This is a genomic window from Bernardetia aquimarina, assembly GCF_042180575.1.
GTDB lineage: Bacteria > Bacteroidota > Bacteroidia > Cytophagales > Bernardetiaceae > Bernardetia.
Map to the genome: position 1 here is coordinate 3,218,449 of NZ_CP170094.1, position 22,146 is coordinate 3,240,594.

General features: G+C 31.2%; 21 protein-coding genes. 4 read left to right on the forward strand and 17 right to left on the reverse strand.

All coding sequences use genetic code 11. From position 1 onward, the window contains the following. The gene (locus ACE193_RS13715) at positions 1-1,170 is read left to right on the forward strand and encodes a glycosyltransferase (protein WP_375558795.1); all 1,170 of its coding nucleotides are present in this window, start codon (positions 1-3) and stop codon (positions 1,168-1,170) included. A 28-nt stretch (positions 1,171-1,198) separates the two neighbouring features. On the opposite strand, the gene ACE193_RS13720 is transcribed toward ACE193_RS13715, so the two are convergent. From ACE193_RS13720 to ACE193_RS13785, 14 genes are all read right to left on the reverse strand, one after another. Beyond that, positions 1,199-5,233: a response regulator gene (locus ACE193_RS13720; RefSeq protein ID WP_375558796.1), complete on the reverse strand. Its 4,035-nt coding sequence runs from the start codon at positions 5,231-5,233 to the stop codon at positions 1,199-1,201. Positions 5,234-5,488: 255 nt separating this feature from the next. Continuing rightward, the gene (locus ACE193_RS13725; protein ID WP_375558797.1) at positions 5,489-5,878 is read right to left on the reverse strand and encodes a hypothetical protein; all 390 of its coding nucleotides are present in this window, start codon (positions 5,876-5,878) and stop codon (positions 5,489-5,491) included. A 2-nt stretch (positions 5,879-5,880) separates the two neighbouring features. Further along, positions 5,881-6,045 (reverse strand): hypothetical protein, encoded by a 165-nt coding sequence (locus ACE193_RS13730; RefSeq protein WP_375558798.1) that lies wholly within the window; start codon positions 6,043-6,045, stop codon positions 5,881-5,883. Between the two features lie 27 nt (positions 6,046-6,072). Further along, entirely contained in the window at positions 6,073-6,861 is a 789-nt protein-coding gene (locus ACE193_RS13735; RefSeq protein ID WP_375558799.1) for a phosphodiester glycosidase family protein, read from the reverse strand. Positions 6,862-7,013: 152 nt separating this feature from the next. Further along, positions 7,014-7,760 (reverse strand): hypothetical protein, encoded by a 747-nt coding sequence (locus ACE193_RS13740; RefSeq protein ID WP_375558800.1) that lies wholly within the window; start codon positions 7,758-7,760, stop codon positions 7,014-7,016. Positions 7,761-8,221: 461 nt separating this feature from the next. Further along, on the reverse strand, positions 8,222-8,968 hold the full coding sequence (locus ACE193_RS13745; RefSeq protein ID WP_375558801.1) for a hypothetical protein: 747 nt from the start codon (positions 8,966-8,968) through the stop codon (positions 8,222-8,224). Positions 8,969-9,112: 144 nt separating this feature from the next. Continuing rightward, the gene (locus ACE193_RS13750) at positions 9,113-10,447 is read right to left on the reverse strand and encodes a hypothetical protein (protein ID WP_375558802.1); all 1,335 of its coding nucleotides are present in this window, start codon (positions 10,445-10,447) and stop codon (positions 9,113-9,115) included. 408 nt (positions 10,448-10,855) lie between these two features. After that, entirely contained in the window at positions 10,856-11,236 is a 381-nt protein-coding gene (locus ACE193_RS13755; protein WP_375558803.1) for a hypothetical protein, read from the reverse strand. Positions 11,237-11,280: 44 nt separating this feature from the next. Beyond that, entirely contained in the window at positions 11,281-11,721 is a 441-nt protein-coding gene (locus ACE193_RS13760) for a transposase family protein (protein ID WP_375558619.1), read from the reverse strand. Next, entirely contained in the window at positions 11,675-12,217 is a 543-nt protein-coding gene (locus tag ACE193_RS13765; protein WP_375558620.1) for a transposase family protein, read from the reverse strand. Before ACE193_RS13765 ends, ACE193_RS13760 begins: the two co-directional genes overlap by 47 nt. 173 nt (positions 12,218-12,390) lie before the next feature. Next, positions 12,391-12,780, reverse strand: coding sequence for a hypothetical protein (locus ACE193_RS13770; protein ID WP_375558804.1), 390 nt, complete (start codon positions 12,778-12,780; stop codon positions 12,391-12,393). Then, positions 12,746-13,834 (reverse strand): ISAs1 family transposase, encoded by a 1,089-nt coding sequence (locus ACE193_RS13775; RefSeq protein WP_375558711.1) that lies wholly within the window; start codon positions 13,832-13,834, stop codon positions 12,746-12,748. The genes ACE193_RS13770 and ACE193_RS13775 overlap by 35 nt, the downstream gene beginning before the upstream one ends. A 312-nt stretch (positions 13,835-14,146) precedes the next feature. Next, a complete protein-coding gene (locus tag ACE193_RS13780; protein ID WP_375558805.1) occupies positions 14,147-14,491 on the reverse strand; it encodes a hypothetical protein in 345 nt (114 codons plus the stop codon). 44 nt (positions 14,492-14,535) lie between these two features. Further along, positions 14,536-15,336, reverse strand: a complete 801-nt coding sequence (locus tag ACE193_RS13785; protein ID WP_375558806.1) for an IS5 family transposase — start codon at positions 15,334-15,336, stop codon at positions 14,536-14,538. 402 nt (positions 15,337-15,738) lie between these two features. Between ACE193_RS13785 and ACE193_RS13790 the strand changes: the two genes are divergently transcribed. Beyond that, the gene (locus tag ACE193_RS13790; RefSeq protein WP_375558807.1) at positions 15,739-16,674 is read left to right on the forward strand and encodes a transposase family protein; all 936 of its coding nucleotides are present in this window, start codon (positions 15,739-15,741) and stop codon (positions 16,672-16,674) included. A 6-nt stretch (positions 16,675-16,680) separates the two neighbouring features. Here ACE193_RS13790 and ACE193_RS13795 read toward each other — a convergent pair whose 3' ends face one another. Both ACE193_RS13795 and ACE193_RS13800 read right to left on the reverse strand, forming a co-directional pair. Then, positions 16,681-16,989 carry a hypothetical protein gene (locus ACE193_RS13795; protein WP_375558808.1) on the reverse strand — a complete coding sequence of 103 codons (309 nt, stop codon included), beginning with the start codon at positions 16,987-16,989 and terminating at the stop codon, positions 16,681-16,683. A 120-nt stretch (positions 16,990-17,109) separates the two neighbouring features. After that, positions 17,110-19,200, reverse strand: coding sequence for a hypothetical protein (locus tag ACE193_RS13800; RefSeq protein WP_375558809.1), 2,091 nt, complete (start codon positions 19,198-19,200; stop codon positions 17,110-17,112). A gap of 247 nt (positions 19,201-19,447) precedes the next feature. Between ACE193_RS13800 and ACE193_RS13805 the strand changes: the two genes are divergently transcribed. Next, entirely contained in the window at positions 19,448-20,269 is an 822-nt protein-coding gene (locus ACE193_RS13805; RefSeq protein WP_375558810.1) for an SDR family oxidoreductase, read from the forward strand. 248 nt (positions 20,270-20,517) lie between these two features. Further along, positions 20,518-21,354, forward strand: coding sequence for a zinc ribbon domain-containing protein (locus ACE193_RS13810; RefSeq protein WP_375558811.1), 837 nt, complete (start codon positions 20,518-20,520; stop codon positions 21,352-21,354). Between the two features lie 101 nt (positions 21,355-21,455). Here ACE193_RS13810 and ACE193_RS13815 read toward each other — a convergent pair whose 3' ends face one another. Next, positions 21,456-22,052 (reverse strand): NUDIX hydrolase, encoded by a 597-nt coding sequence (locus tag ACE193_RS13815; protein ID WP_375558812.1) that lies wholly within the window; start codon positions 22,050-22,052, stop codon positions 21,456-21,458. Positions 22,053-22,146: the final 94 nt, after the last annotated feature.

Sequence of the window (22,146 nt, forward strand, 5' to 3'; positions counted from 1 at the left end):
ATGAAAAAATTAGCACTAATAACTACACATCCAATTCAGTATAATGGTCCTGTTTTTAAGTTGCTCTCAGAGAGAAAGAATATAGAAATATGTGTTTTTTATACATGGGGAAAAGATGCTCTAAAAGACAAATTTGATGAAGGGTTTGGTAGGAAAATAGAATGGGATATTCCTCTTTTAGAAGGATATAATTATCAGTTTTTGGAAAATGTAGCACAAGATAAAGGTTCACATCATTTCAAGGGAATTGATAACCCAACAATTATTGAAGAGATAAAAAAATATAACCCTAATGCAATTTTAGTTTTTGGTTGGAGTTATAAAAGTCATTTAAAAGTTATTCGATATTTCAAAAACAAAATTTCTATTTGGTTTCGTGGTGATTCTCATTTGTTAGATGAAATTTCATTTCCAAAAAAAATAGCTCGTAAAATCTTTCTCACTTGGATTTATTCTCATATTGATAAAGCATTTTTTGTAGGAACAAATAATAAACACTACTACAAATATGCAGGAGTAAGTGATAAAAAACTAACCTTTGTGCCACATGCTATCGATAACTCTCGTTTTACATCAACAGAAGAAAATACAGAGTTAGCAAAAAAATGGAGAGAAGAATTGGGAATAAAAGAAAATGAATTAGTATGGCTTTTTGCTGGAAAGTTTGAATCTAAAAAATCTCCCTTATTACTTTTAGAAGCATTTGTTCAAAAAGAAAAAAATAATATAGAGCATTTGGTTTTTTTAGGAAACGGAGAGTTAGAAAATGAATTAAAACAAAAAGCAGAATCCTATCAAAATATTCATTTTTTGCCTTTTCAGAATCAATCCAAAATGCCTATCGTTTATCTTTTATGTGATGTCTTTATACTTCCCTCAAAAGGTGCAGGCGAAACATGGGGATTAGCAATAAATGAAGCTATGGCAGCCAAAAAAGCTATTATAGCAAGTACAAAGGTAGGTTGTGCAATAGATTTAATTCAATCAAATAAGAATAATAATAAAAATGGGTTTATTTTTCAAAGTGAAAATATAGAATCTTTAAAAGAAACTATGAATAAAATCAAATCCCAAAGACAAGCCAAAGAAATGGGAGAGGTTTCGTATCAAATTATTCAAAATTGGTCGTTCGAAAAAATAGCCGAAACTATAGAAAATAGTTTTGACTAAATTTTTTAATCCTCAACGAAGTATAAAATTAAACTCGTTTGCCAATCCATTTACAGACTGTATAGACAAGTTGGTCATAATCGACAGGTTTTACAATATAATCATTTGCTCCTGCTTCAAAACACTCTTGTTTGTCTTCTTCTTGTGCTTTTCCTGTAATTGCAACAATAGGAAAGTGTTTTAAGTCTTCATCTTGACGGATAATTCGCATCGCATCAAGTCCATTCATTTCTGGCATAACCGAATCCATCAAAACCAAGTCTATATCTTCTTCACGAAGCATATCAATGGCTTGCTGACCGTTCATGGCTTCCAAAATCTGTGCTTCATACGTTTCTAAAGCCGATGCAATCACAAAAATATTACGAATATCATCATCGACAACCAAAATTGTTTTGTTTTTGATGAGCTTTATTGCTTCTTCTTTGCTTATTTCTTTGATCGATTCATCTGTACTTTTATACTCTTCTACATCATCATCGTCATCTCCATTTATATCTTCATTGATAGAATTCCGAGTAAGTGAACGAGGAGGAACATCTCCTTCTAACTTTTCTTCTTTTTTGCCTTTATTGGTTTTGTTGTTATTTTCTTTTTTGGGAAGTAACTCTTCTAGTTCTTTATCAACTTGAATTTCTGCCAATAATGACTCTGCAAGTTCTGCAGTACGTGTTTTTTCTTTAGGTGTTTCTTTTTCGATTTCCTCCTCCATTCTATGTAGAAACAAAGCGACTTCTTCACGCAATTTCTCATCTGTATCTCTTGTTTTTAAGATAATACTCTGAGCAGCTTTTCGAAGGTTTGTTTCTTCATCATGTGAAAGTGTCTTGCCAGTGTAAATAATGACAGGAATATTTGAGTGATTTTCATTTATGTATTTACAAACTTCTTGACCACTTCCATCTTTTAGCCCCAAATCTACAATAGCACCATCAAAAGTTCCATGTTCTATGGCATCAATAGCTTCTTTTTGGCTTTTTACTCCTGTTACTTTTACATCATCACCAATGATAAGTTCTTTTATAGCTTCCATTTGTGATTCATCATCCTCAACTACTAATAGTTCTTTTACTTTCTTTTGAGAAAGACGAAGCATATCTGACATAGCCGTTTTCAAAACATTTTCATCAATAGGTTTTTGAAGGAAACCAAATGCACCCGTAGAAAGTAAATCATTATCCTTATCTCTAGCCGAAATAATTTCGATAGGAATATGACGCAGTTCTTTATATGACTTTAGTTTTTTCAAAACGTCTGTTCCATCAATATCTGGTAACCCTAAATCCAAAATAATTCCACTTGGTTTGTATTGCATTGCCAAATCAATTCCCTCTTCGCCACTTTGAGCAATGAGTGTTTTGATATTTTGAGAATGTAGCACTTCGGCCATACTTTCAGCAAACTGAACCTCGTCTTCAATAATTAAAATAACACTATCATTTTTGAGAATATTATTTCTATCATCTTCAATATCTTCTCTAATGAGCTTTCTAGGCAAACGTTTTTGTGCAGAAGGTTTATTTTTTCCAGTTTCTAAATTCTTTACCACAACAGTTACTCGGTCTTCTTTTTCGGCTAATTCTTCATCTAATCTTTTTGGTAAAATGATTGAAAAAGTACTTCCTGTTCCTGCTTCTGAATCTAGTTCAATGTGTCCTTGCAATAGTTTGGTAAGCTCTCTAGCAATGGAGAGACCTAAGCCTGTTCCACCGTATTCTCTTGAAGTTGTTCCATCAGCTTGTTTGAAGGCTTCAAAAATAACTTGTTGTTTGTCTTTCGGAATTCCAATTCCTGTATCTATAATACTGTATCGATAATAATCTTCATCATGGTCGGTGATAGATAATTTGACTTGTCCTTTTTTGGTAAATTTAAAGGCATTGGATAAGAAATTTCGTAAAATCTGTGCCAGTCGCTCCTTATCACTATATATATACGATTTGGTTTTGTCTTCTGTAATAAATCTAATTCCTTTTTCTTGTGCAATTCCTTGAAACAAATCGTTCATATCTGTAACAATTTCTTTGTTGGCAAACTCCACAGGATTAATGACCATTTTACCAGCCTCAATTTTAGAAAGGTCAAGAATATCATTGATTAATCTCAATAATTCCCCACCCGATTTATAAATAATCTTGGCTTTTTTGACATCTTTTTCTATCAATGTATCTTTCTCATTTTTGGAAAGCATTTTAGAAAGCATGATAATAGAATTAAGAGGAGTACGAAGCTCGTGTGACATATTTGCCAAAAATTCTGATTTGTATTTGTTCGATAATTCTAGCTGTTCGGCTCTTCTGTCTAGTTCTTCTTTTGCTAAAATTAGACTTTCATTTCTACGACGTAACTCTTCTGATTTTTCTTGTAATTCGCCTTGCTGAACTTCTAGTCTTGCATTTGCTTGTTCGATTTCCTGCGCTCTTGCTTGTGCGCTTCTTGTAGCTTCTTCCGAAGTCGCTAAAAGAGCTTTGATTCTATCCGTTTGAAGAACAGAATAAATATAAGTTACGACAGTATTGGCAGCTTGTTGTAAAAATTCTTGTTTTAATTGTGTGAAAGGTTCAAAAGATGCCAATTCAATCACTCCATACAATTCATATTCAAAGACTAAAGGAAAAGCATAAACATGTGTTGGTGGCTCTTCGACTGTTCCTGTTGATAAGGACATATCTTGTCTTCTGATATTTTTTAATAGAATTGGACTTCTTTCTAAAGCTACTTGTCCGACCAAACCTTCTCCAATTTTGTATTCATTCGATAATCCAGAACGTTCTGTAAAGGCATACGAAGCATTTAGTTTTAATTTTGAAGAGTAATTATCAACCAAATACATCACACCTTGTGCTGATTCGGTATAACGAGAAATAAAATTGATTGCTTTTCGGCTAAGTTCTAATGAAAGAAGATTTCCAGAAAGTTGTTGGGCAAGTTGATTGATACCATCTTTTATCCAATTTTGTTCGAAAGTTTCGACTTTATTTGTTCTCAAACTCTCTGTCATCAGTTGTAGTGCTGCACTTAGTTCGTCTTCTTCACCTCGTTCTTTTACATTAGCTGTATAATCTCCTTTTGCGATAACTTGTGCTTGATTGATAATACTTTTAAAGTTTTCAATCATTTGATTAATTGAAATGGCTAAAAGGTCATTTGAGCTTTTTACTTCAATTTGCCTTGATAAATCTCCTTTTGCAATATTATTAGTAATATTAGAAACTTCTCTCAAATTCTCAACTACTTTTTTAACTGAAGAATAAATACTTTCTTCTGATTCTGTACTGGTAAATTTCATTGTTAAATCTCCTGCCGAAACCCTACGAGCCACTTCTGCAATATCAGAAGGCTCTCCACCAATCTGTTTACGAGTATTTCGAACAATAAAAAAGGCTACCAAAATACTGACAATAATCGAAACTAAGGTAAAACCAATAATCAAACGACTAGAATTAGTATAAATTTCTTCACTTCGTTTGGCTGCTTCTCTTGCATTTTCGAAGTTATCAAAAATGATTTGATTAAGTGTTTGGTTACTTGATTCGAAAGCTAAAAATGAGCGTTCACGTAGTTTTTCTTTTGCTTCTTCTTTATTATTATATCTTGAAAGTTGTTTTATTTTTTCACTTTCCTCTAAATATTTTTTATAATCATCTTGAAAGAGTTTGAAATTATTTTTATTCTGTTTGAGGTCTTTTAAGTCTGGATTGTCTTCTTGTTTCTTTTCGGCAATTCTATCCGTTAATATACCTTCTCGTTCTTCAAGAAGAAGTTTGTAGTTTTTTTCGCTACGAGAAATATTTTCTTTATCTAATCGCATCAAACCTTCATATTCTGACATTTCAATTTCTGAAAGGGCAAAAATATGCTGTTGCTGACGTATCATGTGGTCAGAAGTATTGGCACTAATGGTCGATATTTCATAGATACTCGGCATCCAATTTTCACTAATCTCTAATGCAACATCTTGCACTTGAGAGAGCTTGAAAATCGCAAAAAGATTGACTGCAATAGACAGAACAAGGATAAGGGAGAAACCTCCAATAAGTTTTGTGGATAAACGCTCAAACATTGGATTTACTGTTTTTTATGAAAAAGGCTAGTTAAATAACCTATTGATTTCGATTTATTTTTTCTACTCACTTTTATTTTCTAGCTATAATTTACTACTAATTTAATCAAAATAGCAAACATAAAGCCTTTTATAGTCAGAATAAGATTAAAATAGTTTGTCTTTCGACGAATCGGAATTTTTAATCGGTTGGTTTTTTTATACTTGTAGAAAAAGGTAAGTTATTTTCTCTACTTCTACATTATTTATCCATATTCAAAAAACACAATACAAAATAAAGCCACCAAAAAGTATAGAGAAAGGAAATAATAGACGAATATAAAGAGGTTTTAAAATATCAGCTGCTTGAGTTGCGTAATTATGATGATATTTTCGTGGTACAAAATAAAGAACAAAAGATGTTCCGAGCATAAACCAACCTAATAGCTTAAAAAACTCTGGATAACGACAAAAATCTGCATACAGAATCATGGCTATGGCAGGAATCATTCGAATAGTAATTTCAGCATAATTTATAAAATTAGTGCTTCCAGCTTTTCTTAGTGTTGCTCTCGCTATTTTGGGAGTAAAAAGCATTAAAAAACCTACTGAAATTAAAAATATTCCGAAAACTACAACTGTCCATTTAGCAAATAGTGTAAGCATAATTAATTTTTCTTTTTAAAAAACTGAAAACCCCACGCAATAACTAAAAAGCCTATTCCAGTAAGAGGAGGAGGAAGAATTTTTGAAATAATTCCGATTATAATCATTGCAATAGCAATAAGAACAAGTAAAATACTGACAAGGTTAAGTTTTTGATTTTGTGTCATAAGGTAGTATTTTTTTATGAGAAGTGACTATTTAGTTTCGGCTATAATTACCCCAAAAATTCCGTCTATTTGTTGCCATTTTTGGGAAGGTAAATAGGTTTTTGAAACAAAGCCATCTAAATACAGCGCATTTTTACAGTCTTTTTGTTTGAAGAAAATAGCCAAATCATAAAAATTAATCTCTTCTTTAGACATAGCAAAAAGAATATTTCCATTTGGCAAAACTCCTACTCCGTTTCTGATATGTAGATTTGAAGAACCTTTGCCGAATTTTGAATGTATTTTTCCTTCAATCAAAAGCATAGGTCCTGATTGTGTGGCGTATTTTATATTTTGAGTAGTGCCTTTTTTTAGGAAGTCTTTTGTAGTACAAACAACAGCCTTATTTCCTTTTGTTAGATAGAAAACTCCATTTGGCTGCATATAAAAATTTCCATATCCTTTTTGAACAGTATCTATTTCAAAGAGTCTTTTTTCATTTTGTATAAATAATCCTTGAGGTGATAAATCTCGCTTGAACATCCCTCCATTCATTGCAAAGACTAATTCTTTATTCTGTTTTTGAAGTGATTTTTTCAGAATCCCAAAGTTTTCATAGTTTTTCCCTGCTGAATCTTTCCAATAAAAATCTAGTTGTTGATCAGTTGGATTTACTTCATAAATCAATAGTCTTGATTCATCTATTTTATAGATATTGTCGTATTGTTTTGTTTGATGCTCTGTTTGTGTTTGTGTAGTTCCTATTTTGTGATAAATAATAAAGCTGGTCAGAATAAGGAGTAAAATAATGATAGAAAGTAAAATTTGTTTTTTCATAGAAAATAGTTTTGAATATATATGTTGATATGGCTATTGAAAACAAAAAAAACTCTAAAAAACATTATTCCTTTCCTTTTTATGGAAATCAAATAGCATTTTTTAGAGTTTTCCTAAAGTATTAAATTCTAAATTGTTGGCTAAAAAATAATTTATTTATCATCATTATTTTCTTCCATTTCAGTTTCTAAATCTACAATTCCAATTTCTTCGATAGTTCCATCTGGTTGTACTTCGTGAATTGTACCTGATTTGACAATCATTTCTTTTTCCTCTCCTTCAGCAGCATACGTCATGCAACTTACAGTTTTGTCTTCATTGAGTTTACAAGTTACTTTTTCTTCTTGCGTAAAGCCGTCTTTCGAACCTCTAATATAATATTGCATATTTTGTTCTGCAATCGGAATACCTGTTTCATCAAAAGTAACTAATTTGGTAAATTGAAAAATAGAACCATCATAACCATAAAATAATAGTGCTGTAATTCCTTCTGGCATATCAGCCAATTTTCCAATCAAATACAAACGATTTTTTCCATTTGGTTCGACCATTACTCTCTCTCCTATTCCATTATAAATATTGAAATACTTATTATAAGTAGTCATTGATACTGGAGAAAATGATTTTGCATTTGATTTTTCACTCAAATCATAAGGCGTTTTTACGTCCTTGATTTTCTCTACAAACTCAGCAAAGTCTTCTGCTGCAACAGTATCTTTTAGGTGTAATGCTTTTCTGTTTTTGTCTTTGCTGGCATCATAGACGTTTTTATCATCTACGGCAATCGTTTTTGATTTATCTTTATAAGGGTTTTTATTTCGTTGTGCAAAAGAAATAGTTGAGATAAAGAAAAAAGCACAAGCAAAAATGAATAATGAGTAAATATTAAAATGTTTCATGAGTCTTGGTGTTAAATACACAAAATAAAAAAATGACTAAAAAGTAAATTTTAGAAAATAGGTTGAAAAATAATGAGTACAAGCTATGAAGTTGTTTAAAATGCACTAAAATACCAACAAAGGCTGTGATATTTTTTCATAGAATTGGGGTTTGCAAACTCAATTCTATGAAAAAATGGTTATTCTTAAAACAAGTTCTATTTTAAAACTCTCAAAAGACAATTCTTGTTTTGAAAATACTTATTTTAGGTAAGAATTAATCAAAAATATAGTTTTCTTTTGAATCTGTTTTGGGTAATAGAATTTCTTTATTTTCTCAAATTCTTCATATCCTATCTTTAGGTTGTCCCAAAATCTTACCAAGTTTTGATATTTGAGATAAAACTTTTTATATAAAATGAAAAATACAAATTAATATCAACTCGGAGTTATACTTGTTGATTATCAGTGTTGTAGTTGTATTACTCTTGATTATCTACAAGATAATTTTCTAGTTCTAAAAATCCAATTTCTAAAATACTTCCATCTGTTTGTATTTGATGGATTTTTTCTGATTTGGGTGTCATTGTACCTTCTTTTTCGGTGTAATTGATACAACTGATTGTTTGGTCGGAGTTGATTTGACAACTTGTTTTACCTTCTTGAGCAAGTCCATCTTGAGAGCCTTTTATATAGTATTGAACGTTTTTTGTAGCTATTGGTGTTCCTGCGTCATCAAAAGTAATAATTTTGGTAAACTGAATACTTGTTCCTTCAAAAGAATAAAATAAAAGAGCGTGTATTCCTTTTGGCATATTATCTAACTTTCCAACCAAATAGAGTTTATTATTATCTGTTGGTGCTAATACAATCGTTTCGTTTATTCCATTTGTGATAGTAAGGTGCTTTTTATATGTATCCATAAAAAGGCGAGAATATAATCTACAATCTGATTTTTCATCTATAAGAGAAGGATTTTTAATTGTTTTTATTGAGTTTACAAATTCTAAAAAATCTCCTTTTGAAATTGTATCTTTCAAGCACAGTGTTTTTCTCTTTTTGTCTTTGCTGCCATCATAGACATTTGATTCATCTATAATAATTGTTCTCTCTTTGTTTTTTTTGTATGGATTTGTATTTCGCTGTGCAAAAGAAAGTGTTGAGATAAAAGAAAATAGAAAGACAGAAAACAATAAAAATACGAAGGAAGAAACTGTTTGAATTTTCATTAATTGGAAAGTTAAGTAGTCAAATAAGTAAGCAGGAAATAATACCGAGTTTATATTTCCGTATGCACTTTGTTTTAACTAAAACCTTACCAATAATTTGTACTCAGAATATTTTTTTTAATTATTTTTTACATTTCATAAAATCTAAACTCTACCTTTATTATTCTCATCATCAAATAAGGAAATGTGCTGATTTAAAGACATTGCTTTTTGCAGGTCATCGGCAGAATCTACTTGATAGGATAAGTCTTCTAACTCATCCAATAAATGCAAATCTATATCTTCTTCAGACTGAATTGGCTTTGTTCTTTGTTCTATATCTTGACTGGTATTTTGTTCTTGTAAGTCATTCAGACGGTACATAATTCCCTGTAACTGCAAACGACGTTCTTTTTGAAATTTGATATTTCTCAAACGCTTATTAATTTTTTTGAAACTATTATTACGCATTTGAGCTACTCTAATATTTTTTTCTGCTGTTGAAATAAGCTGCAAGCCCATTTCTATATTTTCTTCATCCAATTCTTTGTAAAAGTCATTTTCTAAAATATAAGAAGTCAGATTATTTGCATTTTTAAACTCATAAATAATTATTGCACTTGGCATTTTGGCAATCTCAAAAGCACTTCTGACATAATAAATAGACTTATAAATTTCTTCCAAACTCTCCTCCAATTTTTCAGTAAGCATAACTCCATTTTCTAACATAGAATTATTCTTTATAATCAAATCGTCTAGTCTTGCTATGGTCGAATCGGTAGGTTGATTGTTTGGCTCTTCTTTAATTTTAATAGGATTTTCTTTTGTTTTATTAGCTTCTTGAAAAGAAATAGGAGCAATTTTTTTGTCATTATCTTTTGTCTTGATATGCTTGTTATAAATCTTTGAATACGTATCTTCCAAAACACCCAAAAACTCCTCAAAGTCGCCTTCTAAAAAGAAACGATATTCTATTTCAATACGTTTTCCTCGTGTATCTGTAATGACACATTTTGTTTCTGGATGAAAATCTTGTGTGTGTGTATTCGGACGTTCGAAAAGTATGGTTGCTACTTCTCCTCTTCTTCTTCGGTATCTGCGATGTCTTTGTCTTTCTATGAGTTCAATTTTTTTGATGTCTTTCAAATCTACTCGTACCGAATCATTATTTGCTCCTCGTCTAATTTCTAAATATTTGTTGGTCAAACGAATGGCTTTTATTTGCTTTGTCCAATATTCTTTTACTAATGGAATCAGAATCGAAACAGCCACAAAACACAATAAAATCTTAAAAAAAAGAGGCATCCAAATCATACTGTACGCAAAAGTAAGCCCCATAATGAGTTTTCCTATAAAAATATTACTCATTGGACGCATTGTATCTAATTCATATACAGCATCTTTCAAATAGGTCGAAGTATAAGGTGAATCATAATTCGGAAGATACGGATTACTCTCATTTTTCTTAGAAGGGTTCAAATCATTTATAAAATCTTTCATACTCTATTTATTTCTTTTACCTAGACTTTATTGGATTTACTTAGTTAAAGTTATTCAGTTATGTCTAAGAAATTTAAAGGAAAAGGACTTGTTATTATTCTCCCAAACTAATTTTTTATTAGATATTATATCTAGGAGTTTAGTTTTCTATTAGCTTTTTGGTATTTCTTATCAAGAGAAATATCTTTGCTTAATCAATTTTATTCTTGTTTTATTTCAATACTTAATATAGCGATTTATTTTCAAAAATGATATTAATTTTCACTTTTTTGATAAAATAAATTGGCAAAGAGCCTATTAATTATTACGCTATCAGACTTGGATAAGTTACCTACAATCTAATTATACTTATGCTTTTTAAAACTCATTATTGTTTTGAGGGAAAACAGTCGTTTTTTTTGATAAAATTTAATTCCAAAAAATAATATTTTTCAATGTTCTCAAAAGAGGATAAACAAGCCAAGAAAAGGCAATTCCATATTTCAAAAAGTTATTCATTTTTATTTTCTCTAAAACAAATCCTATCAAAATACATAAAAAAGGATAAATAATAGCCAAAAAACGTTCTGCGTCTATTTTCATTCCTGCTCGGCTCAAAAGCATTCCAATCAAATAGGTACAAGTTATCCAAGAAAGAAAAATAATAAATCTTATATTTTTATTAGTTTCTGATTTTACTTCCTTAATGAAAAAAAAGTTAATGCTAGAACAAGAAGAACAAGCCGAATATCTAAAAAAATTGTAGGAGGAAAAAACCAACAACTCAAAATATCTCCATAATTCAGACATTCTTCTAAAAAAGTACGTAAAGCAAGGTTATAAATTAGACTTTATTACGATAATTTTTGATAGGTTATTCTTGTCTTTACCCTTAAATTATGAATACCACACGCAATTTCCATGACTTGGTCTCTTACCTCTTCTCCCCACAATCGGATTTCATCTAAGACAATTCTAAGTCTTTTTACTCCTGCTATGCTGTGTTCTGCACGTACTCTACGACTAGACTTTTTACTATTTTCAGCCTTGTCCTGCTCCGATAATTCTTTTCCTCTAGGCTTTTTTTTGGGTTGCTCAATAAGGACACCTTTAGGTCTATGACCTTGATAACCAGTATCTTGATGAAGAATAGTTCCCTCAGGAAAGGTAATATCATCTTCTTCTAATAAACGTTTATCGTGTACTTTTCCTGTTTCTGTATCTCCTAAAAAAACTACCTCTTGATGTTTATCTGTAACTAAAGTATTTTTTATAGTGTGCTTTTTTTTTTCCACTATATACTTCTTTTTGAGCTTTGTAATCGGAGGGACGAGGAATTTCACGTTCGCTTCCATCTACCCATAACTCTAAGGCTTTACCTGCTTCTTCAACACGATCTGCAAGTTTTATTGTCCATTCCGATTCATTTCTTGCAGGCAATACATTAATTTTTCTTAAACTTTCTTTTAAAATGGGAAGAAGGCTGTTAATCCATTGATTAACTTTTCCTTGAGAAACATCAAAAGTAAGAGCTAAAGATTCCTGTAAAGGGTTGTTTTTCAAGTAGTAAAGGATAAAAAAAAGTTTCATTTCACTACCTTTTAGTTGTATTTTTGCGTGTTCTCGGAAGGTGGGCTTATTTCTAGCCTTTCCTTTGAGGTCATAATACATATAATGTTTTTCCCAAAGTGGAGAAAAAGTAGCTAATAACTCATCAAACTCTTTGATAGTCAAGCTAGTAAGAGCCATAAAAGGCTTTTCTTTTTTACGTAAGTTAGGTAAATCAATCATAAAGTAAGGATAAAATGACCGCTAATATAATAAAATTTACGTTTTAAAGTCTATTGTATCAAAACCTCCATCTGTCTTGATTTTGGCATGAATCCACCATAAAAAAATGGGTAAAATAGAGGAAACTGAAAAATAAACTAAAGGCTTGAAATAATGATTTTGATAAAGAGTCTTTATTTTTTTTCTTCATTTTCAAATAAATATGGAATTACATAAAATAAAACAATTCCACTATTTATTCCAATCACAAAATAAAGTCCTGCATTTCGCATAGCACAAAAAAGCAAACCAAATAAATAAAACAATAGGTGTTTTTTGTGGTAAAATGCCCAAATACAACCTATCAAAAAAAGCAAAAAAGGAGCTTCTGACCATACAAAATGATGAATCAAATAAATAGGAGTAGCAGAAACAAACGCAAAAATAAGCCACCATTTTGTACTCGCTTTTTGAAATAACTTTTCAATCAAATCAAAATAAAAAACATAACTTCCTAAAATGTAAAGTAAATTCAGACTAAACGCACTATTAAATGAACATTTTGGTAAAAAGTTGTTCAGCATAGCTTGTATTCCAATTAATTTTATTCATCATTTTTTTAGTGCTAAGTTTAGTTTCATACATTTTAGCAGCATTTAGTATTATTTTTCTGACTAGTGCTAAATTATGAACTGAATTGTCTTTTCGGTTTCTTTTTTCGTCTTCTTTTAAAATAACGTCTAGTTGCCAATGTAATTTATTTTCTATTGCCCAATGCCCTCTAGCTAATTTATAGGCTTGTTTTGCACTCAAATTTTTAATACTTGAGATATAATAGCGTATATGTTCTCCTCGTAATGAGCTATTTGTAGTTAATTTTATTAAAGTTACTAAACCTAACCAATTAGCTAGATTTTCTATCCATTTACAGTTTGAACTTACCTCTACTTTATATTCTACTACTTGATTAGCACTTGCTGACCAATCTTGTGTCTCAAATATATCATCAGCCTTTTCTACTTTAAAAGTAAGCTCTGTTTGCTCTAAAAGATGTTTTTGGTTTCCTTTTAGGGCTAAAAAATAATCTCCTTCTTTCTCTATAATCTGTTGAGCAATCGCTTGTTGTGTTCCCATAGCATCTAAAGAAACAACATATCCTTTCAAATAAAGCATTCCTAAAAGAGCTGGAATAGCCGTAATTTCATTACTTTTTTCTTCTACTTGAACCTGTCCTAAACTCAAACCTAGTTCACTAGCAACAGCACTAACTAAATAAATCCCCGTTTTACTACCCCGAAGAGCTTTTCCATCCACACTAATTTGCTGATAAGGTAAACCTAAATCTTTAATGCAAGCTGAAATCCAATCCATAAAACAACTATTAAAAAAAGCACTATCTAAGTGTAAAAAAACTCTACGTATAGTATCATGGGAAGGAATTCCGTTAGGCAAACGTAGAAAATTTTGTAAAAATTCCTTTTTCTCAATACCAAAATCGGCTATTTCTTCATAACCATCTGCACCATGAAAAATAGCACATACACTTAAAAGCAAAATATCCTGCAAATTGTGCAAGTAATTTTTATTTTGCCTACGAAAATCAGGAACTTCTGATAAATAAGAGCTTAAACTGACCATAAAAGAGAAAAAATTAAAAGTGAGAACGAAAATTAACTCTTTTTTATTAATTTTATAGTGCGTTTAGTCTGGAAATTTATGGTTGTAGTGTACTTTTAGGTCTAAAATACTTAATTTTTGATTTTGGTGTTTTTCTCTAAATTTTTCTACCATTGATTTACTAATTAAGGTCATTGTAAGGCTTAAATTAACAAAATTAGTTAGATTTTTTTCTTTGTAATTTTTAAAATCAGATAAACCAAAATATTGTTTAGCATCTCTAAAATCAAATTCGATTTGAAAACGTAATCTATAATATTTTACAGGGCATGTTCATAAAAATCTTTTGTGTTCAAATAATTCGTACACATTCTTGTATTTGTGAGCTAAATCTTCTCTTAGTGCTGTTAGATTTTCTGGTTTCTGGGCTTCTAACAAGTTTGTAGCCATTGTTATGCAAACTGCTATAAATCTACTTTGATTTTCATTTCTAGTTATTAAATTATCTTCTCCCATTTGTGTATCTCTCGTATTATGATGTACTTCTATTATCCAATGCTCTCTTATAGCCATAAATAGCTCTAAAAAATTAATTTGATTAAGTGTCAAATTAGTTACCCAGTAACTTTTTTCTTTGCTTTTTTTCTGTGTTTTAGTATTTTTTCTATCTCTTTCCACTACTATCAATGTTTTGACTTCTGTTTTAGAGCCTGTTCGAGTTTTTATTTTTTATTTCTTTTAGCTCCTTTGTTTATGAGATTCAAAATCATAGCTAAATACACAAATGCCTTTGCAGATTTTCTTGTTTTTTCATAATCTACTTTTAGTCTTCGGTTCTGATTGAGCCACGCAAATGTTCTTTCTACAACCCATCTTTTGGGTTGTGGAACAAATGCTTTATCATCTTTTTTTTCTCTTCTTGGACTATTGACAATTTCCACTTGCACTCCTGTTTGACTAAATATTTCAGTAGCCAAAGCCCCACTTCTATACCCTGCATCAGCAAGAATTTTGAAAAATGGTCTGCCTCTAAACTGAGCTAAATACGACAAATAAGCAAGTTGATTTACATCGGCTTGATTGGCTGGACTAATCTCTAATTCTAGTAAATTTCCTTGCGTATCTACTAAAATATGCCGTTTCCGTCCTTTTTTGAGCTTATAGCCGTCCACTCCTATCGCCTCTCCTCCATAAACACTCTGAACACTTTGAGAGTCTATACAACCCAAAGAAGGTCTTGGATTTCTACCTTGTGCTATACGTTCCCTTCTAACAAGCTTATCTAACAGCTTTTTATACCAACCTGTCTGCTGCCACTTACTGAAATAATCATACAAGCTACTCCAAGGAACACCATAACTACTAGGAAGCAAACGCCAACTGCTACCTGAACGAGTAAGATAGAATAGACCAGAAAATAAATTATACAAACTGTGTTTGCGTTTTCTTTTCAAATACGAAGAAGGTATAAATTTTTTCATATATTGCCAAAGAGCATCAGATAAATATTCATTAGTAAACATAGAAATTGATATTTTAATTAGTAACTGAAAATCAATTACTTAACTAATAAAAAAATCTGATGTTCTTTTTTTTTAAACTAAACTCGAACAGGCTCTTATTCCAACGTTTAGGTAATGTTTCTACATTTAAGGAATACCCAAAACCAGTTCGTATTTCCTCCCTTCCGTGTGCTTTTTCCCACGTTGTTTTCTCATAAGGAGTTGTTAAATTATCGTCAATATGCTTACACTCTTCTAAAAGAAGTTTTTGATTTGCCTTTACCTACATTAAATAAATACCTCCTTTTTTTGCAATCAAAACAGGTAATTCATCGCTTAAATGAAGAGCATCTAAGGTATATTTACCTAATAGACTTTAAAACGTAAATTTTATTATATTAGTGGTCATTTTATCCTTACTTTATGATTGATTTACCTAACTTACGTAAAAAAGAAAAGCCTTTTATGGCTCTTACTAGCTTGACTATCAAAGAGTTTGATGAGTTATTAGCTACTTTTTCTCCACTTTGGGAAAAACATTATATGTATTATGACCTCAAAGGAAAGGCTAGAAATAAGCCCACCTTCCGAGAACACGCAAAAATACAACTAAAAGGTAGTGAAATGAAACTTTTTTTTATCCTTTACTACTTGAAAAACAACCCTTTACAGGAATCTTTAGCTCTTACTTTTGATGTTTCTCAAGGAAAAGTTAATCAATGGATTAACAGCCTTCTTCCCATTTTAAAAGAAAGTTTAAGAAAAATTAATGTATTGCCTGCAAGAAATGAATCGGAATGGACAATAAAACTTGCAGATCGTGTTGAAGAAGCAGGTAAAGCCTTAGAGTTATGGGTAGATGGAAGCGAACGTGAAATTCCTCGTCCCTCCGATTACAAAGCTCAAAAAGAAGTATATAGTGGAAAAAAAAAGCACACTATAAAAAATACTTTAGTTACAGATAAACATCAAGAGGTAGTCTTTTTAGGAGATACAGAAACAGGAAAAGTACACGATAAACGTTTATTAGAAGAAGATGATATTACCTTTCCTGAGGGAACTATTCTTCATCAAGATACTGGTTATCAAGGTCATAGACCTAAAGGTGTCCTTATTGAGCAACCCAAAAAAAAGCCTAGAGGAAAAGAATTATCGGAGCAGGACAAGGCTGAAAATAGTAAAAAGTCTAGTCGTAGAGTACGTGCAGAACACAGCATAGCAGGAGTAAAAAGACTTAGAATTGTCTTAGATGAAATCCGATTGTGGGGAGAAGAGGTAAGAGACCAAGTCATGGAAATTGCGTGTGGTATTCATAATTTAAGGGTAAAGACAAGAATAACCTATCAAAAATTATCGTAATAAAGTCTAAAGTCCATAACTACATTTACCACTTTTTTTCTCAACTGTTTCGTCTGTTGCTAAAATATAGGTCCTATCTAACTTAAAATTCAAGTGAACAAAAAGAAGAATACGAATAGAAAGCCAATCAATTTCACAACTTAAAAAACGAAAAATAGTACGCAAGCTAAAATTACTATACCGACTCAGGCTACGAGTAGTAACTTTAAAACGAACACAAAACATACTATTGATCAAGCAATATAAAATGCTTATATTTGAACTTGTCATAGTAGTTTCTAAAATAACTTGAAATGAAATGATACTAGGAAGCATAAAAGTATATATTTTGGTCTGGTAACTTAAATATACAACCTTTTTTGTTTCCTTATTTTTTTAGCCTAAAATGTCACTCATATTGACTTCTGACTTCTAAAATCTGACTTCTTACTTGGTTTACCTTCCTTCATTTCCTTTATGAAAATAAATCACATCAGGTTTTTCTATATCAAAATCTTCAATTTGTAGTCTTGGAACGTTATCAAGTACAGTTTGAAGGTAATAAGGAGCATCATCAAATCCTGTATAAAAACCAAAACGAATTTGCAAAGTCCGAAAAGAAAAACGTTCATTATACATTCTAAGTCCAATATTATAGCCTTGAAAAATAGGACTTTTTGTAACCGAACTAGAAAAAGTAGCTACTCCAATATCAGCACGAGCAAAAAATGCCCATTTAAAATCTAAAAATCGCCAAGTCGTAAAAAATACACTTTCTGTTCCCAAAAATCCCACTTCCGTTCCTTTTAATTGGTCGTCGCTCATTCCCCAAATTCCTGTATTTCCATTGATATCAGTGTATTCTCTATCAAAACGATGAAAACCTTTTGTATAACGCCCCCTAACAAACTGCCTCAAACGCCACGTTCCCAAACACAATAGAGGAGTGAAATACGTAAATTTTGATTCAAAAACTCCTTGTTCAAATTCTTTTTCAGTGGTTATATATGAACCTAAAGCCAAAGAAGCACGAACATAACCTATTTTGTTAGTTTTTATGCCTTTACTAAGTTCTAAACCTGTATAATATCTAGTTTCAAGGTCTGTATTTGACTTTCCAAAAGTAAAAACAGCACGCCTACCAATAGGAATATCTTCCGTTCTACCAAAACCATAAATCATAAAATCTCTTTCATATTTACGAGTAGAAAGCCCAACACTCAAAAGCATTTGAGTTTGATTTTGATATAAAAGATTAGTGTCTGCACTTATTTCTGGACGATCTGTGTAATAATAACTTGTAAAACGAGCAGCCGTAATAATGGAAGTTCTACCTCCATTATTTATTTTTTTATTTTTGATAGGAAAAGAATATGCTCCCCATCCATCTGTAAGCAAATAGCTATAAAAAAAATTAGGTGTAATCGTATCACTTGACATTAGTGGAAGAGCCAACCAACGCCTATAACCAGCTTCTACACCACCTGCCCAACGCATATCAGGTGAAAGAAAACGACGTTCTAAGGCTGCATTATAACTTTTTCGTTCATACGTATTCCAATATTCAGCACTCAAAACAGAAAATGAGTTTCCTAAATAAGCCGATTCGAATTTTGCTCGGTGTCCAAAAGGTTGTTCAGAATCAGGGGAATACATCAATTCTCCTTCTACATTATGTCCAAAACCTAATAAATTTCGTTCTTGAAGTTGCATCCAGCCACTATTTAACCCAGATGCCCCTGCACTCGGAATAAGCGACCAAATATCATGAGTAATTACTTCAATATCGACGGTATCACTAACTTTTCCGTCTAGTTGTACTCTTTCTTTTACATAAATACGAGCATCTCCAATGGCTTTCAACTGCCTTAAAATTCGTTCTGTATCTTTTATTGAATTAGGATTTAACTTTTCGCCTTCTTCAAACAATAAATAACGCCTTTTTACTACACTGCTTTGTGTTTTGATATGAATTATGTTACCAGCTCTTTCTAACCAATTTCTTGTTTTGTGAAGTGTATCAGTTGCTTTTGCTCCAAAAACATCCAAAGTCAAAACATCTATATTTCCAATTATTTTTCCTTCTTGTTCTTTCCAATCTGGATAATGCAAAACATCAGCAGGAGGACAAAAACTTGGTTCTTTTTTCGAACTAATAACCCAACTGACTACTTCTTTTGTCCATTTTCGTTTTTCTGCCCAATTCTGAATTTTATCCGTAGTTGTGGTATCGTCTGTTTTCTCATAATAATCAGTTACTATTCTATCAATACTATCTAAAGTAATTGTTACAGAATAAGAAGGTGTATAAGGAGCTTTTTGAGCCTTACTTTTCTGAGAAAAATATACACAAGAAAGCACAATAAAAAAGGCTATTACTAGGTTTTTATAAAAAAAACATCTAAAAATAGAAACTAAAAAATACCAACAAGAAGCAAGACAACCGAAAAAAAAAGAATATAAAATATCTAAAGTTAGTCTAAAAAATGAAATTCTGTTTTCCTCTAAGTTGCTGTTAGATGGGTCAAAAACCAGTTGCTTATTCATAAATTTGGGAATAATAAGCCATTACAACTCAAAAAATGGAGGAACGTAGTTTGTTTTATATGATTAAATCATAACACTACTTAACTCTGTTCTCTTATATCAACATTATTAGTGAGATGAATGTTTTTGAATGGCTTTTTTTAAAAGCGTCGAATACCAAAAATGAATACATAAATTTTACCTAATTTTGTGTATTAAAGTAGCTGACACTTTCCAAATGTCAGAAGTAAATAGTAAACTATAAATCATGAGCAAATCAGTCAAAGATAAAGTTGTCATTGTTACAGGAGGAACTTCTGGAATCGGTAGAGCATGTGCAGAAGCCTTTGGAAGAGAAGGCGCAAAAGTAGTTATTACAGGTAGAAATGCCGAAAAACTAAAAGAAGCACAAACTTTCTTAGAAAATCAGAATATAGAAGTTTTGCCTCTTAGGTTAGATGTCAGTAAGGAAGAAGATAATAAAGAACTGGCAGAAAAGACGATTGAAAAATTTGGAAAGATAGATATTTTGGTAAATAATGCAGGAATTTCGATGCGTGCTTTATTTAAAGATTTAGATTTATCTGTTTTGAAAAGTTTGATGGATATTAATTTTTGGGGAACTGTTTATGCTACCAAATACTGTATTCCTCATATTATCAAAACGAATGGTTCTGTGGTTGGGGTTTCTTCTATTGCAGGTTTTAGAGGTTTGCCTGCTCGTACAGGTTATTCAGCTTCTAAATTTGCAATGCAAGGTTTTTTGGAAGCTCTGCGAACTGAAATGAAAGCCGAAAATGTACATGTTTTGATTGCTTGCCCTGGATATACATCTTCAAATATTCGAAATACAGCACTTTTACAGGACGGAAGTACACAAGGAAATTCGCCAAAAGATGAAGGAAAAATGATGACTTCAGAAGAATGTGCAAATCATATTTTAAAGGCTACCAAAAAGAGACAAAATATTTTGATTTTGACTTTACAAGGCAAATTGACTGTCTTTTTGAATAAATTATTTCCTTCTTTTATGGATAAATTGGTCTTAAATGCCATTGCAAAAGAAGGAGAAATACCGAATACAAAGTAAGAAGTATGAGGTAAGAAGTCAGAAATGAACTGTGATAAAAGTAGTTTCACTCTCTTGTCTTTTAGTTACACTAATTTCTCAGTTGTATTTGATTTCTGATTTTATTTTTTATTTATTAAACAAAAAATTGTACCTTTGCAAATCATTGTCTTTCAAATTAATTAGAAGTATTCTCAAAAAAATAATTTAATTAAATAAAGACATTCCAAAACTCATTCTACAAACCACCTGAGTCCCAAACCGATTTTATGGAACAACCTACTCCAGTAGCCAAACGAATAGATGCCCTTGTAAAACTTCAAGAAGTTGATTCTAAATTAGATGAATTACGTAAGATAAAAGGCGATTTGCCCGAAGAAGTCCAAGATTTGGAGGACGAAATAGAAGGGTATCAGACACGAATTGCAAAATTTGAAACTGAAAAAAAATCATTAGATGACCTTGAAGCAACTCAAGATAATTCGATTAAAGACCACAAAAAATTAATCGTTAAATACGAAGAGCAACAAATGGATGTTCGCAATGACCGTGAGTTTCAAGCCATTGCTCGTGAAATAGAAAACCAACAACTGGATATTCGTCTTGCAGAAAAAGCTGTTAGAGATACACAGTACAAAATAGAACGCAAGCAAAAGCAAATTGAAGATACTGCTGCTACTTTAGAAGAACGTAAAAAAGATTTAGAAAACAAGAAAAACGAACTTGAAGGTATCGTAAAAGAAAGTGAAGAAGAAGAAGCAAAATTGATGAAAGAGCGTGAAAAACGCATGAAAAATATTGCTGAAACTCTCTACTTATCGTATGAGCGTATTCGTGAAAATGCTCGTAATGGTCTTGCTGTTGTGAATGTAAAGCGTAATGCCTGTGGTGGATGTTTCAATATTGTTCCTCCACAACGTCAAGTTGATATTAAAGAAAAAAAGAAATTAGTTGTTTGTGAACACTGTGGACGTGTTTTCGCTGATGTGGAAGCTGTTGAAGTAGTAGAGAAAAAACGTACTACTCGTCGTAAGCGTGTTACTAAAAAGGAAAAAGAAGCAGAAGAAAAAGCAAAGGCTGAAAAAGCTGCAAGCAAAGGAAAGTAATAAATATTTATTATTTTTTATATAAGAATCCCTATTTTGTTTATTTGAGCAAAGTAGGGATTTTTTAGCACAAAAAAGAGTAAAAACCCCTTTCATAAAATCTAAAATTCAATAATCTGTGATAATAAATATTCAATAGAAGCCCATGTATTATTCAGAATATAAGGAATTTCAATTTCTTTGAGCCATGTTACTTTTTCTATTCCTTCTTCTATTTGTGGTTGTGGAGTACTTTCGTCTTCTGTACTCATCTCAAACCAGTAGGTTTTTTTGATAATTTCTTTTCCTTCGTAGGTATAAATATGATAAGTAGTCGGTAATTCTTTTACAATTTCGGCTTTTACACCACACTCCTCTTCTACTTCTCTAACGGCAGCTTCTGCATTGGTTTCATTTTCTTCTAAATGCCCTTTTGGCAAATCCCATTTTCCATTTCTAAAAATCCAAAGTTGTAAAGTATCACGCATTACCAAGCCTCCAGCAGCTTCTCTGATTTTGAATTTGGTAGCAAACTCTTCAAATGACTTTTCTATATCATCTGTTTTTATATAAGCTCTAGTAAAATCGGTTCTTGTCTTTAGAGAAAGATATAATTTATAACTGTCTTTTATTTTTTCAGTTTGTAAAATACGTCCTCCTGTTACTTCAGGATATTCATTGACAAATTCTAAATAATTATTTTGAACGAAAATACGCATCGTTTTTTGATTTTTTTGATAAGATAATGTTTAAAAAGCTAGAGGCTATATATACTACAAAAGTGCAAAAATTTTACCTTTTAGACTAGCTTTT

Coding starts and splice junctions, on each gene's coding strand:
- ACE193_RS13715 (WP_375558795.1), top strand. CDS start 1: ATGAAAAAATTAGCACTAATAACTACACATCCAATTCAGTATAATGGT.
- ACE193_RS13720 (WP_375558796.1), bottom strand. CDS start 5,233: ATGTTTGAGCGTTTATCCACAAAACTTATTGGAGGTTTCTCCCTTATC.
- ACE193_RS13725 (WP_375558797.1), bottom strand. CDS start 5,878: ATGCTTACACTATTTGCTAAATGGACAGTTGTAGTTTTCGGAATATTT.
- ACE193_RS13730 (WP_375558798.1), bottom strand. CDS start 6,045: ATGACACAAAATCAAAAACTTAACCTTGTCAGTATTTTACTTGTTCTT.
- ACE193_RS13735 (WP_375558799.1), bottom strand. CDS start 6,861: ATGAAAAAACAAATTTTACTTTCTATCATTATTTTACTCCTTATTCTG.
- ACE193_RS13740 (WP_375558800.1), bottom strand. CDS start 7,760: ATGAAACATTTTAATATTTACTCATTATTCATTTTTGCTTGTGCTTTT.
- ACE193_RS13745 (WP_375558801.1), bottom strand. CDS start 8,968: ATGAAAATTCAAACAGTTTCTTCCTTCGTATTTTTATTGTTTTCTGTC.
- ACE193_RS13750 (WP_375558802.1), bottom strand. CDS start 10,447: ATGAAAGATTTTATAAATGATTTGAACCCTTCTAAGAAAAATGAGAGT.
- ACE193_RS13755 (WP_375558803.1), bottom strand. CDS start 11,236: ATGTCTGAATTATGGAGATATTTTGAGTTGTTGGTTTTTTCCTCCTAC.
- ACE193_RS13765 (WP_375558620.1), bottom strand. CDS start 12,217: ATGATTGATTTACCTAACTTACGTAAAAAAGAAAAGCCTTTTATGGCT.
- ACE193_RS13770 (WP_375558804.1), bottom strand. CDS start 12,780: ATGCTGAACAACTTTTTACCAAAATGTTCATTTAATAGTGCGTTTAGT.
- ACE193_RS13775 (WP_375558711.1), bottom strand. CDS start 13,834: ATGGTCAGTTTAAGCTCTTATTTATCAGAAGTTCCTGATTTTCGTAGG.
- ACE193_RS13785 (WP_375558806.1), bottom strand. CDS start 15,336: ATGTTTACTAATGAATATTTATCTGATGCTCTTTGGCAATATATGAAA.
- ACE193_RS13790 (WP_375558807.1), top strand. CDS start 15,739: ATGATTGATTTACCTAACTTACGTAAAAAAGAAAAGCCTTTTATGGCT.
- ACE193_RS13795 (WP_375558808.1), bottom strand. CDS start 16,989: ATGCTTCCTAGTATCATTTCATTTCAAGTTATTTTAGAAACTACTATG.
- ACE193_RS13800 (WP_375558809.1), bottom strand. CDS start 19,200: ATGAATAAGCAACTGGTTTTTGACCCATCTAACAGCAACTTAGAGGAA.
- ACE193_RS13805 (WP_375558810.1), top strand. CDS start 19,448: ATGAGCAAATCAGTCAAAGATAAAGTTGTCATTGTTACAGGAGGAACT.
- ACE193_RS13810 (WP_375558811.1), top strand. CDS start 20,518: ATGGAACAACCTACTCCAGTAGCCAAACGAATAGATGCCCTTGTAAAA.
- ACE193_RS13815 (WP_375558812.1), bottom strand. CDS start 22,052: ATGCGTATTTTCGTTCAAAATAATTATTTAGAATTTGTCAATGAATAT.